Genomic DNA, 16525 nt, shown 5'->3' with positions numbered 1-16525 from the left:
ACTGATAGACGCCGCTATTATGCAAAAGAATAGCAAGGGAGAAAAGAAAATTTTTTATTAATTTACTGATCGACTCTCGTTATCCTCACTGGGTCTTTTGGCATAATGTGCGGCGAGTATCGCACACACCATTAATTGGATTTGATGAAAAATCATTAATGGTAGCACCATGATGCCCATCACCGAAGTTGGAAATAGCACGCTAGCCATTGGAATACCGCTAGCTAAGCTCTTTTTGGACCCACAAAATACAATCGTAATTTCATCGGCCTTATTAAAGCCAAAATAGCGTGCACTGCAGGTGGTTATGATTAAGACTACGCCGAGTAACAGTAAAGAGAAAATCACAATCGATAGCAGTGACCAACCGTCCACCTGTTGCCAGATACCATTGACCACGGCATCACTAAACGCCACATACACGACCAGCAGGATAGAGGTACGGTCAGTTTGATTTATTAGCTTACGATGTTTCTCTATCCATTTGAGGATCAGCGGTCTGGATAGATGGCCGAGTACAAAAGGCAGCATCAATTTGAGCATGATCGAGGTAATCGCATCGAGCATATCGGTTTTTGCCATATTGGTACTAATCAATAGACTGACAATAAAAGGCGACAGAAAAATCCCTAACAGGGTTGAGGTTGATGCGCTACACACGGCAGCGGCAACATTACCGCGCGCGATAGAGGTAAAGGCAATCGAGGATTGAACGGTAGCCGGGAGTGCACACAAGTATAAAAATCCCAGATAGAGCTGATTGGAGAGAAAATTAGGTACAAACACTTGTAAACCCAGCCCCAATATTGGGAATAGCAAGAAGGTACTTACAAAGATCAGTAAATGTAAACGCCAGTGACGCATGCCGCTGATAATTGACTGCGAGGAGAGCTTGGCCCCATGCATAAAAAACAACAACGCGATAGCAATGGTTGTTAAATTTTCAAAGAAGACTTTATAGTTACCTTCACACGGGAATAGTGTGGCAAGGATCACGACGCAGATAAGAATTAATAAAAAAGAGTCGATTTTAAGACGTTTTAACCAGGACATCATTATTTCCTTCTATACTTATTATTATTTAAAATGACTGATGCTATATTACTGTTAAGTTGATAATTGAGCGATAACTTTTTTTATCTCGAGCTGATTAATCTCTATCACATCCATGCCTGCGGCCAGGGCTGCCTGAATACCTAATAAAGCATCTTCAAATATCAGGCAGTCAGCCGGCCTGATGCTGATAAGCGCCGCACATCTTAAAAAGGTCGCCGGGACCGGCTTCAGCTGTTCAACATCCGAAGCCGCCATGATAGCATCAAAATAATCAGCTAAATGAAAATGGTTGAGGAGCTTAAGGGTTAATTCGCGGTTGGTGCCGGTACCTAATGCCTGCGGTTTTTTATCGTAATAATATTTAACCACCTCGATGAGGGGGAAGAGAGTAGTATTTTGTAATATATGCTGTTCAACGATGGTGGTTTTTCTTGCCAGAGCTATCTGTCATCAATATCGGCATTAAAGTGAGTGATCTGTTTTTGGGCAATGAGATGACCCGAGGAGCCTGTTAGATGATGGATCAGACAATCCTCAAAATCGCTCAAACCTCATTGGCTCAGCGTCTGACGCCATGCCTGATTATGAAAAGACTCGGTATCGAGTAAGGTGTCATCCATATCGAAAATAAGTCACTGATATTGATGATATAACATCATTCTCTCCCTGTTATTCTCTGCATAATCGGCCATGATGAGTACCATCGTCTGAAAATCACAAAAAAAAACGCACAAAAGTGTGCGTTTTTTTAGGCTGGATTACTCATCTTAGAAGTTACTTGTTCAATAAACTATTCATCTAGGAAACTACGTAACACATCAGAACGGCTTGGATGACGCAATTTACGCAGTGCTTTGGCTTCAATCTGACGAATTCGTTCACGCGTCACATCAAACTGCTTACCTACCTCTTCAAGTGTATGGTCAGTATTCATATCAATACCAAAACGCATTCTTAAGACTTTGGCTTCTCTCGGTGTGAGGCCGGCTAAAATCTCATGTGTTGCAAAACGTAAGCTTTCAGAGGTTGCCGCATCGAGTGGTTGCTCCATCGACGTATCTTCAATAAAATCACCTAAATGCGAATCTTCATCATCACCAACTGGCGTTTCCATCGAAATTGGTTCCTTAGCGATCTTCAGCACTTTACGGATTTTATCTTCCGGCATTTGCATGCGTTCAGATAACTCTTCAGGTGTTGGCTCACGACCAATTTCTTGTAACATTTGACGAGAAATTCGATTCAGTTTATTGATCGTTTCAATCATATGTACAGGAATACGAATCGTTCTAGCCTGATCAGCAATCGAACGGGTAATGGCTTGACGAATCCACCAGGTGGCATAGGTCGAGAATTTATAACCCCGGCGATATTCAAACTTATCTACCGCTTTCATCAAACCAATGTTACCTTCCTGAATTAAATCGAGGAATTGTAAACCACGGTTGGTATATTTCTTGGCAATCGAGATAACCAAACGCAAGTTAGCTTCAACCATCTCTTTTTTTGCTCGACGCGCTTTTGCTTCACCAATCGACATACGACGATTGATATCTTTAATCTGTTCAATTGAGAGATTGGTTTCTGTTTCAATTTTTTGTAACAATTCAATTTGAACAGTAATCTCGTCTCTAAATATCTCTAATTTTGATGCATAAGTGGCTTTTGATTTTACCGCTTTATCAAACCAGCTCATGTTATTTTCATTGCCAGTAAACAGCGTCATAAACTGCTTTTTCGGCATCTTAATTTGTTCGACAGCAATTCGCATAATGACGCGTTCGTGCGTTCGCACGCGATCCATCATTTTACGCATGTTATTGACTAAAATATCAAACTGTCTGCCGACCAGACGGAATTGTTTGAAAATTTCAGACAAACTCTCAATTTCTTGCTGGGCTTTTTGATGTCCACGGCCATGCTTTTTGATCGCTGCCATGGTTTTTTCATGTTGCTCACGTAGCAGAGTGAATTTTTGACGCGCAATTTCTGGATCGATAGTATTATCATCATCAGAGTTGTTTGCGTCTTCTTCGTTCTCTTCGTCTTCCTCATCACTGTCATCAAGCGTGATTTCTGCTTCTTCGGTTGGTACTTCCGGCAGTTCTGCCATGCCATCATTGTCAAGATTGGGATCGACGAAGCTGGTAATAATATCCGATAGACGCATTTCACCTTTCTCAATCAGATCATACTGCTCAAGTAAATAGGTAATGGCTTCTGGATACTCAGAGACGGAAGTTTGCACCTGATTGATACCATCTTCGATCCGTTTAGCGATATCGATCTCGCCTTCACGGGTCAGTAGCTCGACGGCACCCATTTCACGCATATACATTCTGACTGGATCAGTCGTACGACCAATTTCGGATTCAACATTAGAGAGTACCATGGCGGTTGCTGCTTCAACCGCATCTTCATCAGCTACGTCACCGTTCAGTAACAATTCATCGGTATCTTCCGGGGCCTCTTCCAGAACCTGAATCCCCATATCATTGATCATCTGAATGATATCTTCTATCTGATCTGAATCAATGATCTCTTCCGGAAGATGGTCATTAACATCAGCATAAGTTAAGTATCCCAACTCTTTTCCGCGAGTAATGAGAAGTTTTAGCTGAGATTGTGAGTTTTGCTCCATAAAAAGATATCCACATTAAAGTTGTTGAATATTTAGGATGATAATCCGGTTAATATCTGTTTGTCTCGTTGAGACATATCTTATTCTATGCCGTATGCACAGAATGTTTTGTTTTTTTCAGCAATAAAGCTGCAGCGTAATGTTCAAATTGTATTTTAAGATTTAATTCATCTTTACTACTTAATGTTTAGCCTTTTTTCAATAAAACAAGTAGGGTGCTCAGTTCTTTTTTTTCTTGTTCATTGAGTTTCGTCGTTCTCGACTTGGCAATCAGTAACTCTTGCCGTTGGGCCAGTATACTATCATAAAGTGCTTTTAATGTATCGGTAAAAATAACAGGTATATCCTCTTCCGAATAGCGGTGATCCCATACCGCTAAGGCTTTTATATGCTGTAACACGGCTTTTTCTGCCGTTTGACTAAATTCCGCTAACAATTGCGCTGTTGTGATATCGGGATAGTGGTAACAAATGGTCAACAGCTGGCGAAAGATATCACTACCGGGTAATTGAGATAATTCGATACTTTTTGTATCAGCAACCTGTTTCGCCAGTTCTGGATACTGTAATAATAAACCGATTAATATACGCATCGTGGTTAATTTCATGCGCATTGGTTCATAATTAATCGTCTCATTATTCGATACGGGTTTCGTGCCGATTAATTTATCCACTTGCGAAACATCTAACAGTCCAAGATATTGGCCTAACTGCTGTCTTAAATAGAGCGAAAAAGAGTCGGCTCTCACCTGACTAATCAAGGGGCTGGCAAGCGTAGTTAATTTAGAACGACCTTCAGGTGCGGTTAAATCGACCTGTTTTAGCAACCCTTCAAAGAGAAATTGCGACAGGGTTTGCGCCTCGGTTAAGCGTTTCTCAAAGGCAATTTTGCCCTCTTTTCTGACCATACTATCGGGATCTTCGCCTTCCGGTAAGAAGACAAACTTAATCTGTTTGCCATCAACCATCGCGGGTAATAACGTCGTCAGGGCTCGCCAGGCAGCGCGTCTGCCGGCATTATCGCCATCATAACAAAAAATAATATTGTCGGTGGTGCGAAAGAGCAGCTTCACATGATCTTCCGTGGTGGCCGTGCCCAATGCCGCGACAGCATAATCTATGCCATACTGGGCTAATGCCACCACATCCATATAACCTTCAACCACTAATAGTTGCACCGGATTGCGATGGGTCTCTAAAACTTCATAGAGCCCGTATAACTGACGACCTTTATGGAAGACACTGGTTTCCGGTGAGTTGAGATATTTAACATTATCATCGGCTTTAATCGTCCTGCCACCAAAGGCAATCACATTCCCGCGGCGATCGCGAATCGGAAACATAATCCGGCCACGGAAACGATCGTACTGTTTTTGATTATCATTGGTAACCAGCATGCCGGCTTGATCATAAAGATCACGCAGGACCTGACTTTTGGCCAAGGTTTGATTGGTTTCATTCCAGCTATCGGGTGAATAACCGATATTAAAACGTTTGATAATCGATTGATCAAGTCCCCGTTTTTGCAGGTATTCCCGTGCTGCAGCGGCTTCAGTCGTATAGAGTTTTTGATGATAAAAATGCGCAATACCGGTCATTAAGGCGTAGAGATCGGCGCGGACATTATGCGCTGAAACATCCGATGACTTGTCGTTATCCGTATTCACATAAGGCACAGTGAGGCCTTGTAGATTGGCTAACTCTTCAATTGTTTCAACAAACGACAGCCGATCAAATTCCATGATAAAATCGATGGCCGAACCGGACGCACCACAACCAAAACAGTAAAAGATCTGTTTTTTGTCGTTGACCGAAAAAGAGGGAGTTTTTTCGTTATGAAAAGGACAACAGCCGAAATAGTTATTTCCTTTCTTTTTAATTTTGACTCGCGACGAGACGACATCAACGATGTTGGTTCTGGCCACTAAATCAAAAATAAAATCTTTAGGAATACGTTTCATGCCAATACTGTCCTTCCACAAGAGCAACAAGCCGTAACAATGTACGGCTTGTTTAGATTCTATCTAATGTTCTACACTATTCGGTTAAAAAGAGCGCGAATAGGTTGATAAAACGAATTAGTAAAGGCGAATACGACGCGCGTTTTCTCTTTCTAATTTTTTAGCATGACGTTTAACCGCAGCAGCTTTAGCGCGTTTACGAATTGTCGTTGGTTTTTCGTAAAACTCACGGTTACGCACTTCTGCTAAGATTCCTGCTTTTTCGCAAGAACGTTTGAAACGACGTAATGCAACGTCAAAAGGTTCATTTTCACGTAGTTTGATTACTGGCATGTGGCCTCTTACCTCAAGTAATTAATGTACCAGATTACTGGTGTTTAAAAATTTAGTGCTGAATTTTACAGCGAACCGATAGTGCTTGTAAAGCTTTTTATCATCGCCATGAAATAATCATTGCGTCGGTCGAAAGTTAAACTTATTATAGATTAGTTTTTGCCTATTGATGAGACGTTTTTTTTAAATCTATTTATCGATAAATAAATGATTATCATCATAGTGTTATCGTCGTTTGATAGTATAAAAATTAAAGATAATATAATGATAAAAAAAATCACGACAATTTTGTTACTCCTGCGATTTACCTGTCTTTGTCTATGGCGCTTCGTTGCAGCTGCAACAGTGATAAATAGTCAGTTATTTTTTCATGTCATCATGGGTCTCTTATTCTCTTCATTGATTATAATTAAAATGATTTATCTCTCATTGGGGTCACCACTGTTCAGCCCGATGTGAAACGTAATATTATAGGGTTAATTGATGTACCTGACTTAGTTGTTTGGTTTATTTATCAGGTGCATTTATCAGGTTTATTTTTTATGTTTATTTATTTAAGTTAAGCTGGAGATTTCGTTATGTTGCCAATTATTGCTGGTCAATATCCACAGCGTCGTATGCGCCGTTTAAGAGCGCACGATTTTAGTCGTCGATTAGTCGCTGAAAACCATTTAACGGTAAATGATCTTATTTATCCGGTCTTTGTGGTAGAAGGTAAAAATGTCACGCAATCGGTCGCCTCGATGCCAAAAGTCAATCGAATGAGTATTGATGTGCTGTTAAAAGAGGCGGAGCAGGTCGCTAAGCTCGGTATTCCGGTGTTATCCCTGTTTCCGGCGATTGAAGGCGAGAAGAAAAGTTTATTAGCGGAAGAGTCGTATCATGAGAATGGGCTGGTTCAGCGTACTGTTCGTGCATTAAAAACGGAGTTTCCGCAGCTGGGCATTTTAACCGATGTTGCACTCGATCCGTATACCAGTCATGGCCAGGATGGCGTCATTGATGAAACAGGTTACGTGCAAAATGATATCACTGTCGATATTTTAGTCAAACAGGCGATGTCACACGCGCAGGCGGGTGCCGATATTATTGCGCCGAGCGACATGATGGATGGCCGCATAGGCGCCATTCGCGATGCGTTAGAAAATGCCGGTTTGGTCAATAAGCAAATTATGGCTTATTCAGCTAAATATGCTTCCAATTATTATGGTCCCTTCCGTGATGCGGTCGGCTCTTCTGGCAATATCAAAGGCGGTAATAAACGTAATTATCAGATGGATCCAGCTAATAGTGATGAGGCGTTACAAGAGATCTATCAGGATTTAGTCGAAGGTGCGGATATGGTGATGGTCAAACCGGGTATGCCTTACCTTGATCTGGTCAGACGCGTCAAAGATACCTTTGCGGTGCCGACCTTTGCTTATCAGGTCTCCGGAGAATATGCCATGCATATGGCGGCAATACAAAATGGCTGGTTACAAGAGCGTGAGACCATACTAGAGTCCTTGCTCTGCTTTAAACGTGCAGGGGCTGATGGCGTTCTGACCTATTTTGCCAAACAGGTTGCGCAGTGGCTGCATGAGCAAGATTAACAAAAATTTTTCTTTCTTTCATTAAGTTAGTGACTTTCTTAACATTGAGACGGTTTTTTTTATGTTAGGATTATGTATAACTATTAACGACAGGATGTTAAGAAATGAAAAAATGGGTCATCTTTTCCTGCATAAGTGTGTGTTCATGTTCCGCTTTAGCGGATACCGTTTGGCTAAAAAACGGTGATGTTATCTCTGGTTCGGTCAAACTGGTGGATAGTAATAAATTACTGCTTGATACCGATTTTGCCGGTACAGTCTCAATTGATCGTAATAAAATCAAGACCTTTTCGGTGGATGCGCCAGTTGAACTGCAAAAAGGTCTGTTTGGTGATAAGCAGCGTGCGGCCCAAGTGCTCCCCGATCCGGATAAAACCGGATCGGTGATTCTGGCGAGCGATAATGAGCAAACCGTTTTTGCACTTAACGATGATTTTATCTTAATGCGCAATAAGCCAAAAACGCTGCTCAGTGAATATCTCTTTAATGGTCGTTTAAATGGTGGCGCCTATTACAATAAAGGCACCAATAAAACCGAACAGTATATGCTCGATGGTAATCTGACTGCACGTCATGATCTCCTGCGTCATAACCTATATGGTAATTTACGTCGAACCTCGGAAAATAGTCAAACCAAAACCTATAACTATACACTGGGTTATAACCTCGATCGTTTTATTACCACCTCGTTCTTCTGGACCAATAATGTGTCGTACAAGCATGATTGGATTGAAGATATCAAAGGCCGCTTAACAGTCGGTACCGGTCCAGGTTATCAGTTGTGGGATGATGAGTTGGGGGCATTTTCACTGTCAGCGTTAATCAACTATCAACGTCTGGAATATCGTGATGATCATACGAATAATAATCCGCTCGGTAGCGTGAAGTGGGATTATGAGCGCTATTTCATGAGTAAAACCGTGCGACTCTTTACCAACGGTTCAATCGGCCGTAGCTTTGATGACTCGGTCGATTACGAATTATCTGGTGTGCTTGGTTTAGGCTATAATCTGACCAGCTGGCTGTCAGTCAATGCCACCCTTTCACGAGATAAAAGTAAAACCAAAGATGGCGATTCCAGTAACACCAACTATGGTTTAGGTCTTGGTGTCAGCTGGTAATTATCCGCTGTCGCTAAGTAGAAAGGTTGCTTTGAATTAAACAATTTTTAGGCAAGCAGCGCCACGCGGCGCTGTTTTTTATGATAGGGCGAGCGGATGCTCGCCATTATCGTTTTGAATCAACAGAAAGGTTCACTAAAAGGCTAATGTGATGGCGGCTTATCGATATTCGTATCAGATGACGGATAAAATCCTGCAGCTAATATCGTCAATGCTTCACCCACTCTCGGTCCCATCCCTAAAATCAGCGCTTGATCAATGGCAATAATACGCCTGTTTTGCCAGGCCTGAGTGTGTGTCAGCCCTGGTATATTAGCTAAATTATCAAGACCGCCAATTGCTTGCAGAGATTGGGTTGTTACAATCAGAATCGCTGGATTGGCAGTAATAAATGCCTCTGCACTATAGTTTTTATAGTTTGCGTGTTGCGCAATATTTTCACCTCCGGCTAATTGAATAATACTATCGACGACGGTATTTTTGCCGGCAACTTGTGTCGCGCCGGCCATACTGAGTAAGAACAGCACAGTCGGTTTATGCTGATACTGCTTCACTTGCGCGGTAGTCTGGGCAACTTGTGATTTAATCTGTGCTATCAGCTGCTCGGCTTCGACCGGTTGATCAATGGCCTTGCCAATCGACTCAACATTGCTCAGTAACAGATCGAGGGTATTAGGTACGCGTTTTAAGTACAGTGTCTGAATATTTGCCTGTTTTAACTGTTCAGAGATTTGTGCCGGTCCAGAATCATCCCAGCCAATAAATATCGTCGGTTTTAATGATAACAGACCTTCAATACTGAGCTGTTTCCAATAACCAATTTGCGGCAGCTGTTTGACATGCGGGGGATAGGTACTGCTCATATCCACGCCAACCACCCGATCGCCAGCCTGCAGTGCATAAACAATTTCGGTAATCGATCCACCTGATGTCACAATACGATCATTAGCAACCACATAAGATATCAATAAACCGCACAATCCGATAACAATATAGCCTAGAGAGTAAATAGATTTCATCATGACCTCGCTTAAAATTTGATACTTGCCGCAATGACTGCATTGAATTTTGCTGAGGGAATCGATTCATATGCCGTCATATAATTTTTGTTCAATAGATTATTCAGATCGATACCCAGCTGATACTGCCGCTTCGGACCGAAAGAACCGACCAGGGATAGGTTGAGTGTCGACCAGCCACCATAGTGATAAGCTTCGCTATCATTGCGGTTATCTGCTGAGCTTGAAAAACGCATAAACAGGTTAGAATCAAGGTCGATTTGTTCGAAATAAGCGGTATGTTTCAGACCTAAATTACCACTGAGCAACGGATTTCCGGAGTCATAGGTGGTATAACTATCGGTCTCAATTTTACGGCGTAACAGATTGCCGGTCAGATAAGGGGTAACTCGCCAGTCTAAGTACTCGATAGAAAATTCTAGTCCATAGGTCTTGGCCCGGTTAGCATTGATATAATAGGTGGCATCAACGCCGATTGCACTATTACAGATCGCATTGCCATCACAGGGAATTTGCGTAATATAATCTTTTGCAGTGGCGTAATACAGTGAGGTATCGAGTAGCCACTGGTTATTATTAAAACGCAGTCCCAGTTCATAGTTATTGGAATGTTCAGCCTGTAGATTCGGGTTGCCGTAAATCGTTTGGGTATGGGCATTGGTCATCGCATACAGATGCGTCAGGGTTGGATAGACATAGCCTTGTGCAAAAGATCCCCTGAGAATAATATTATCTAAACCGTCATAGGTGAGGCCCGTGGAGGCAACTAGGGTATTATCATGATCGGTGCGGGGCGTATCGATGCTGTTTGCCGGACTACAAGGTGAGAGTGAGGGACGATTGATACAGTCACTATTTTGCTGGCCACTGATCAGGTCTGAGGTCACCCAATACTGACGTAAACCCACCGTCCAGTTCCAGTTATCAGTAAATAACCATTCATTTTGGGCAAACAGCGAAAAGTGCTGCTGTTTCCAGCTATTTGCACCTGCGGTGTATTTGGTATAATCAAATACTGGTAACGGCATGGCTTGACTCGGTTTATAATACATATCCAGTCGCTTATCTGAGATCTGATCAACCTTATCTTCAAGATATTGGCCACCGATGATCAATTTCATGTTCTCTTGTGGGATCAGATCGATCTGAAAGTTCAGTCCAGTCGTTTTCTGTTCATCATGGGTTTCGGTATTGGTTAACATGCGCGGATTGGGCAGATCAATGGCATTAATAAAGGTTCGCTTAAGGGTCTGATAGTAAGCATCAATATGGATATTAGTAATCACTTCACTGTCTACGGCATAATCATAAAACAGACCGACCTTTTCTCGTCTTAACTCTGGAATATCCACTAAAAATGAGTTCATTTCTTTGAGCTGATCTCGGCTGGCATAAGATTTAGTATCGAGTTTATAACGGTCGAGTGATAAACCGATTTTATGCCGGTCAAGATGGAGTCCAAACCACGCACTGACACTGTTATTACTAAAATCAGTATTTTCCAGTCGTCCTTCAGGCGTTTTACGATCGCCATGTTCAGCATAAGTGCCACTTATGCGATAATTGAAGATATTATCAATATCGCCATAAACTGAAGCCATCTCGGTTAAGCCATTGGTAGCGCCATCATAGATAAATTTGACATGACCGGCGGCTTTTTCCTGTTCATGGCTGCCTTTGCGGGTAATAAAATTGACGACGCCGGCAATCGCTTGTGAGCCGTAGAGTACTGAATAGGGCCCTTTGATTACCTCAATCCGCTCAACCGACTCCATATCAATCAGTAATCCGGCACTGCTGCCATGGCCAGAGCGATGATAGCTCACCTCTTGCCCGTCTATCATGACTAAAACGCGGTTAGATGATTCTCCTCTGATCATGATCTGTTTTCGGCCAGCCAGTGAATTATCGGCAATTTCAACGCCGGGAATATCGCGTAACGCTTCGGCAATCGAATCGCCGTTCTGTTTTGCCAGCTCCTCTTCGTTCACCGCATTGACTGAAACTGAACTGTGCCAAATGGATTTTTCACTACGATCAGCCGTGACGATGATCGTATCTTGCAGATAAGCTAATTTTTTTTCCGCTTCACTGGCAAGCAGTAGCGGGCTCATCAGGATAACCGGTAAGGCAAAAGAAGAAAGTGTTAATGTGTTTTTCATCATCCAGATTCACCGAGAAAAATAGTTTTTTGAGTTGCAAATGATAATCATTATCAATAAACTTGTAAAGCAGCTGTCTGAAATAAGATAAAAATAATTTAATCTTAAACAAAATCAGAATATTGCTAATATTTAGACAGTTAAGTATTAATAACTTGCTAAATGAGAATAATTATCGTTTAATCAATGGCAATGATTTTTGCGTCGTTGTTCACGCACAGGAGGAGCCCGATCAAATGCAGTTAGAGTTAACGCCATTTTATGCCCAAACAACCGGTATGCCGTTTCAGGATCGTTGGGCGGTGATGCCCTTTCGAGGAGCTGCTCCGGTTGCCAAACCGCAGCTACAATCATCCTGGTCGGCGCTGCATCAAACCACAGCGGTAAAAAATAAACGTTTGATGTACCTGCATATTCCTTTTTGCGCTACCCACTGCCAGTTTTGTGGTTTCTACCAGAATCCATTACATAAGCATGATACCCGGCGCTACACTCAATATCTGATTCAAGAGTTATTGATGAATGCCGAGAGTCAATTAACCCAGTCAGCGCCGATTCATGCCGTCTATTTTGGCGGTGGTACCCCAACCGCCTTGCGGGCGGAAGATCTTTATCAGATAATCACCACAATAAAAACCCACTATCCTCTCGCACCTGACTGTGAAATCACCATTGAAGGGCGTATTCTCGGCTTTGATGATGACAAGATTGAAGCCTGCCTTACCGGCGGTGCGAATCGGTTTTCGATTGGTATTCAAACCTTTAATTCCTCTATTCGAAAGCGTTTAGGCCGTACCTCTAATCAAGCTCAGGCGATCGACTTTATTCAGCGTTTAGGCGAAAAAGATAAGGCGGCGGTGGTCTGTGATCTGATCTTTGGTTTACCGCAGCAGACGTTGCAGATCTGGCAGGATGATCTGGCGATCATTCGTGATCTCCCTCTTGATGGCGTGGATCTCTATGCACTTAATTTATTACCAACCACACCACTTTTTAAAGGCGTTGAAGCGGGCAGAATCAAGCTCCCTGAGGTTGCCGAAAAAAGTGAATTCTACCGCATCGGGGTTCAAACGCTAGATCACTATGGCTGGGCGCAATTAAGTAACAGCCATTTTGCGCGCACCACCCGGGAAAGAAATCTCTATAACCTGCTGATCAAACAAGGTGCTGATTATTTGGCTTTTGGATCGTGTGCCGGCGGTAAGCTTAATGGTCAGTCTTTTATGGTTGAGCGCGATCTTAATCAATATTATCAGCAGCTAGATAATCAGCATAAACCGTTAATGATGTTGATGCAGCCGGCCGCTAATTTGCAGTGGCTGCATCTTTTACAAGGTGATATTGAGTCTGGCCGAATTGATATAACTCGTTTAACCACACAAGCTCAGCAATTAGCACCACTAATTGCGCAGTGGCATCAGGCGGGCCTGCTCACCAGTGCGGCACTCTGCACTAAATTGACGACGGCTGGGCGATTTTGGGCCAGTAATTTACTGTCGGCATTGCAGAAACTGCTAATGCAGCTCAACGAAGCTGAATTAGCTATGCCGACCTCTGGTCAGTTACAAGCATCACCGCCGGTAGCGATGCACGCCGCTTCAGCAAAGCAGCAGATTAATCTGGTTTAGTCAGCCAAAATTTTACCCCATCATCATTCATCATAGAGGAGCTCATATGTCATCACCAAGTTTAACTGAATTTATGGCAACCCATCCTGACGGCACACTAGAGAGTATCGCTCAAGACTATCAGGTCTCTTTATTAACAGTCATCCAAGCCATGCCAGAAAATAATATTATCGCTGGCGATCACTTCGATCAGGTATGGGATGCGGTGGTGAACTGGGGTGAGATTACGATTTTAGTCAATACCAACGATATTATCTTTGAGTTTCAAGGTCATTTACCGACGGGTTACCATCGTCATGGTTATTTTAATTTACGCGGTAAAGCTGGGTTAAGTGGACATATTAAAGCCGAGCACTGCCAGTCTATTGCCTTTGTTGAGCGGAAATTTATGGGTACTGACACGGCCGCTATCTTGTTTCTTAACTTGGCCGGACAGGCGATGTTTAAGATCTTTGTCGGCCGTGATGAGCATCGTCAGCTACAAGTCGCACAGCTGGCCGCTTTTCGTGAATTAGCTTCACTAACTCAGGCAAAAGGATAGTACATGGCACATTTACTGATATTTGGCGCAAGCCGGGGAACCGGCGCGGCAGTACTTGCGTATGCGCAGCAGCAGGGACATCAATGTACGGTAGTGATTAGAGATAAAGCACAGGCTGAAGCATTGATCAAACAAGGTATCAGCGTTTTTGTTGGCGATGCTAATGATGCTGGGCTGGTTGAACAGGCCTGTTTAAAGGTTGGCAGGCAGGCAACCATTATCTCGACGATGGGCGGCTCAAAAGCCAACTATCAAGCGCAAATGAATGTGATCAAGCAGGCTGAAAAAGCCGGTATTTCGCGCATGATTATGGTGACCTCGTTAGGGTGTGGCGATAGTTGGCCTACTCTGTCTGAACGGGCTAAACAGGCCTTTGGTTTGGCGGTTAGAGAGAAAACCTTGGCCGAGGTCTGGTTACAAACCAGTGAGCTTGATTTCTGTATTTTAAGACCTGGTGGACTGCGCGACGGTGAACCGACTCATCGCGCGACAGCTTATATTAATCAGGAAGTACATGGTTTTGTGATGAGAACCGATTTAGCCCTGCTGATCTTAGCGCAAGTGAGTCAGGCGAGCTTAGGTCATCAGATTTTTTCGGTTATCGATCCTGATTTAGATGCCGTACGCAATCGTTAATTACGCATAATGAAACAATTATCTTCTTCTCGCGCACAGCGATATATGCTCATCCTCTTAATAGTGATATTAGGTGGGGCGGTTATCATGGCACTCAATTTAGGTGCGCTGAGGTTATCCTTTAAAACGTTATCAACACTCGCGTATGATGATCCGCTCTGGCAAGTCTGGTTCAATATTCGTCTGCCACGCGTTTTACTGGCCATCATTGTCGGCAGTGCGCTAGCCACCTCGGGCGTGGTCATGCAGGGGGTATTTCGTAATCCATTAGCCGATGCAGGCTTACTGGGGATTAGCAGTGGCTCGGCCCTGTTTGTGGGTATCATCACCCTGTTACCCGTCACATTACCCGCTTTTTTAATGCTCTATCAGCAGATGTTAGCGGCTTTTATCGGTGGTTTGATCGTCTGCTTGGTTATCTATGTGCTCAGTTATCAGCAGCGCAGCTCGACGCAGCGCTTATTACTCACTGGCATCGCGATTAATGCCTTAACTGCCTCATTGCTTGGTCTACTCAGTTACCTCAGTGATGATCAGCAGCTTCGGCAGCTCTCTCTATGGACCATGGGTCACTTAGGTAAAGGTCAATGGCAGTCGGTAGCGATTGCGGCGACCTTAATTATACCGGCAACGTTGGCGGTACTGATGATGAGCAAGCCGCTGAACTTACTGCAGTTAGGCGATGAAGATGCACACTATTTGGGGCTGAATGTACCGAAAACTAAAAGATATCTGTTGCTGTTAAGTGCCCTTTTAATTGGCACGGCGGTGGCGGTGAGTGGCATTATTGCTTTTGTTGGCTTAGCGGTGCCACATATGTTAAGACTGAAAATGGGCGCCGATCATCGCTGGCTGGTGCCGGCAACTATTTTAGGTGGCAGTAGCTTGTTACTTGTCGCCGATACGTTAGCTCGTACGATGGTGGCGCCAAATGAGATGCCAGTTGGCCTGTTGACCAGTTTAATTGGTGGTCCTTACTTTTTATGGTTAATACTCGGTAAACGCAAGGGAATATTATGCTAAACGCGACTCAGCTTAGTTATCAAATTGGTTCCCATACCCTGATCAATCAAGTCTCTCTTCGGCTTAAATCGGCGGAGTTAAGTGTCATTATCGGTCCTAATGGTGCGGGTAAATCAACCTTATTAAAGCTATTAACCGGTTTTCTCATCCCCAGTCATGGGGAGTGTATTTTTCTCAATAAACCGCTTAATCAGTGGTGTCAGCAATCGCTGTCTCGTGTAAGAACTGTGATGCGTCAGCAGAGTCAGCTTAATTTTGCTTTTTCTGCCGAAGAGGTGATTGCAATGGGCAGAGCGCCTTATGGTAAACGCTATTTTAAACAGGCGATGGACAGTGTGATCGAAATGACTCACTGCCAGCCACTCTGCCATAAAGATTATCGTTTGCTCTCTGGCGGTGAGCAGCAGCGTGTGCAGCTAGCGCGGGTTTTGGCACAATTATGGCACCCCACGCCAACGCCATGCATGCTATTTTTAGATGAACCTACCTCAGCCTTAGATCTTTATCATCAACAACACATGTTACGTTTACTGCGTCAGTTGATTCAAGAGCAGGGTTTAAGTGTCTGCTGCATTTTGCATGATCTCAATCTGGCGGCGCTGTATGCCGACCAAATTTTTTTACTCCACCAGGGGCAACTGGTCGCCCAAGGTCGGCCCGGTCAGGTTTTAACGGAAACTTTACTCAGACAATGGTATCAGGTGGATATTGCTGTAAAGCCCCATCCGCAGCATGCTTCACCGCAAGTTTTTTTAAATCGATAACGTTAATTTATGCTATAATAATCGCCAGAATATGATTTAGGTTTGTGAT

General features: G+C 43.3%; 14 protein-coding genes. 7 read left to right on the top strand and 7 right to left on the bottom strand.

Features of this window, described 5'->3' with window-relative positions; all coding sequences use genetic code 11:
- Positions 1-57: 57 nt before the first annotated feature.
- The 5 genes from RHO15_00245 to rpsU form a co-directional block, all read right to left on the bottom strand.
- Positions 58-1056 carry a bile acid:sodium symporter family protein gene (locus tag RHO15_00245; protein WVD63980.1) on the bottom strand — a complete coding sequence of 333 codons (999 nt, stop codon included), beginning with the start codon at positions 1054-1056 and terminating at the stop codon, positions 58-60.
- A 51-nt stretch (positions 1057-1107) separates the two neighbouring features.
- The gene (locus tag RHO15_00240; GenBank protein ID WVD64946.1) at positions 1108-1461 is read right to left on the bottom strand and encodes an HAD-IA family hydrolase; all 354 of its coding nucleotides are present in this window, start codon (positions 1459-1461) and stop codon (positions 1108-1110) included.
- A 385-nt stretch (positions 1462-1846) separates the two neighbouring features.
- Positions 1847-3697, bottom strand: a complete 1851-nt coding sequence (rpoD, locus tag RHO15_00235) for an RNA polymerase sigma factor RpoD (GenBank protein ID WVD63979.1) — start codon at positions 3695-3697, stop codon at positions 1847-1849.
- Positions 3698-3884: 187 nt separating this feature from the next.
- A complete protein-coding gene (dnaG, locus tag RHO15_00230; GenBank protein ID WVD63978.1) occupies positions 3885-5657 on the bottom strand; it encodes a DNA primase in 1773 nt (590 codons plus the stop codon).
- Between the two features lie 117 nt (positions 5658-5774).
- A complete protein-coding gene (gene rpsU / locus RHO15_00225) occupies positions 5775-5990 on the bottom strand; it encodes a 30S ribosomal protein S21 (GenBank protein ID WVD63977.1) in 216 nt (71 codons plus the stop codon).
- A gap of 578 nt (positions 5991-6568) precedes the next feature.
- Between rpsU and hemB the strand changes: the two genes are divergently transcribed.
- Entirely contained in the window at positions 6569-7582 is a 1014-nt protein-coding gene (hemB, locus tag RHO15_00220; GenBank protein ID WVD63976.1) for a porphobilinogen synthase, read from the top strand.
- Positions 7583-7686: 104 nt separating this feature from the next.
- A complete protein-coding gene (locus tag RHO15_00215) occupies positions 7687-8703 on the top strand; it encodes a DUF481 domain-containing protein (protein WVD63975.1) in 1017 nt (338 codons plus the stop codon).
- Positions 8704-8846: 143 nt separating this feature from the next.
- On the opposite strand, the gene RHO15_00210 is transcribed toward RHO15_00215, so the two are convergent.
- Both RHO15_00210 and RHO15_00205 read right to left on the bottom strand, forming a co-directional pair.
- Positions 8847-9725, bottom strand: a complete 879-nt coding sequence (locus RHO15_00210) for an ABC transporter substrate-binding protein (GenBank protein WVD63974.1) — start codon at positions 9723-9725, stop codon at positions 8847-8849.
- An 8-nt stretch (positions 9726-9733) separates the two neighbouring features.
- Positions 9734-11884 carry a TonB-dependent receptor gene (locus RHO15_00205; GenBank protein ID WVD63973.1) on the bottom strand — a complete coding sequence of 717 codons (2151 nt, stop codon included), beginning with the start codon at positions 11882-11884 and terminating at the stop codon, positions 9734-9736.
- Positions 11885-12120: 236 nt separating this feature from the next.
- Here RHO15_00205 and hutW point away from each other — a divergent pair, with 236 nt between their 5' ends.
- The 5 genes from hutW (at position 12121) to RHO15_00180 (ending at position 16476) form a co-directional block, all read left to right on the top strand.
- Entirely contained in the window at positions 12121-13512 is a 1392-nt protein-coding gene (gene hutW / locus RHO15_00200; GenBank protein ID WVD63972.1) for a heme anaerobic degradation radical SAM methyltransferase ChuW/HutW, read from the top strand.
- A 46-nt stretch (positions 13513-13558) separates the two neighbouring features.
- The gene (gene hutX, locus RHO15_00195) at positions 13559-14053 is read left to right on the top strand and encodes a heme utilization cystosolic carrier protein HutX (protein ID WVD63971.1); all 495 of its coding nucleotides are present in this window, start codon (positions 13559-13561) and stop codon (positions 14051-14053) included.
- A 3-nt stretch (positions 14054-14056) separates the two neighbouring features.
- The gene (locus RHO15_00190) at positions 14057-14689 is read left to right on the top strand and encodes an NAD(P)H-binding protein (protein WVD63970.1); all 633 of its coding nucleotides are present in this window, start codon (positions 14057-14059) and stop codon (positions 14687-14689) included.
- Positions 14690-14776: 87 nt separating this feature from the next.
- On the top strand, positions 14777-15712 hold the full coding sequence (locus RHO15_00185) for an iron ABC transporter permease (protein ID WVD63969.1): 936 nt from the start codon (positions 14777-14779) through the stop codon (positions 15710-15712).
- On the top strand, positions 15706-16476 hold the full coding sequence (locus RHO15_00180) for a heme ABC transporter ATP-binding protein (protein ID WVD63968.1): 771 nt from the start codon (positions 15706-15708) through the stop codon (positions 16474-16476). The genes RHO15_00185 and RHO15_00180 overlap by 7 nt, the downstream gene beginning before the upstream one ends.
- Positions 16477-16525: the final 49 nt, after the last annotated feature.

It is taken from the genome of Orbaceae bacterium lpD01, from assembly GCA_036251705.1.
In the GTDB taxonomy this organism is placed as follows: Bacteria; Pseudomonadota; Gammaproteobacteria; order Enterobacterales; family Orbaceae; genus Utexia; species Utexia brackfieldae.
The sequence above is the reverse complement of the archived record's forward strand: the minus strand, read 5'-3'. Positions and strand labels throughout refer to the sequence as shown.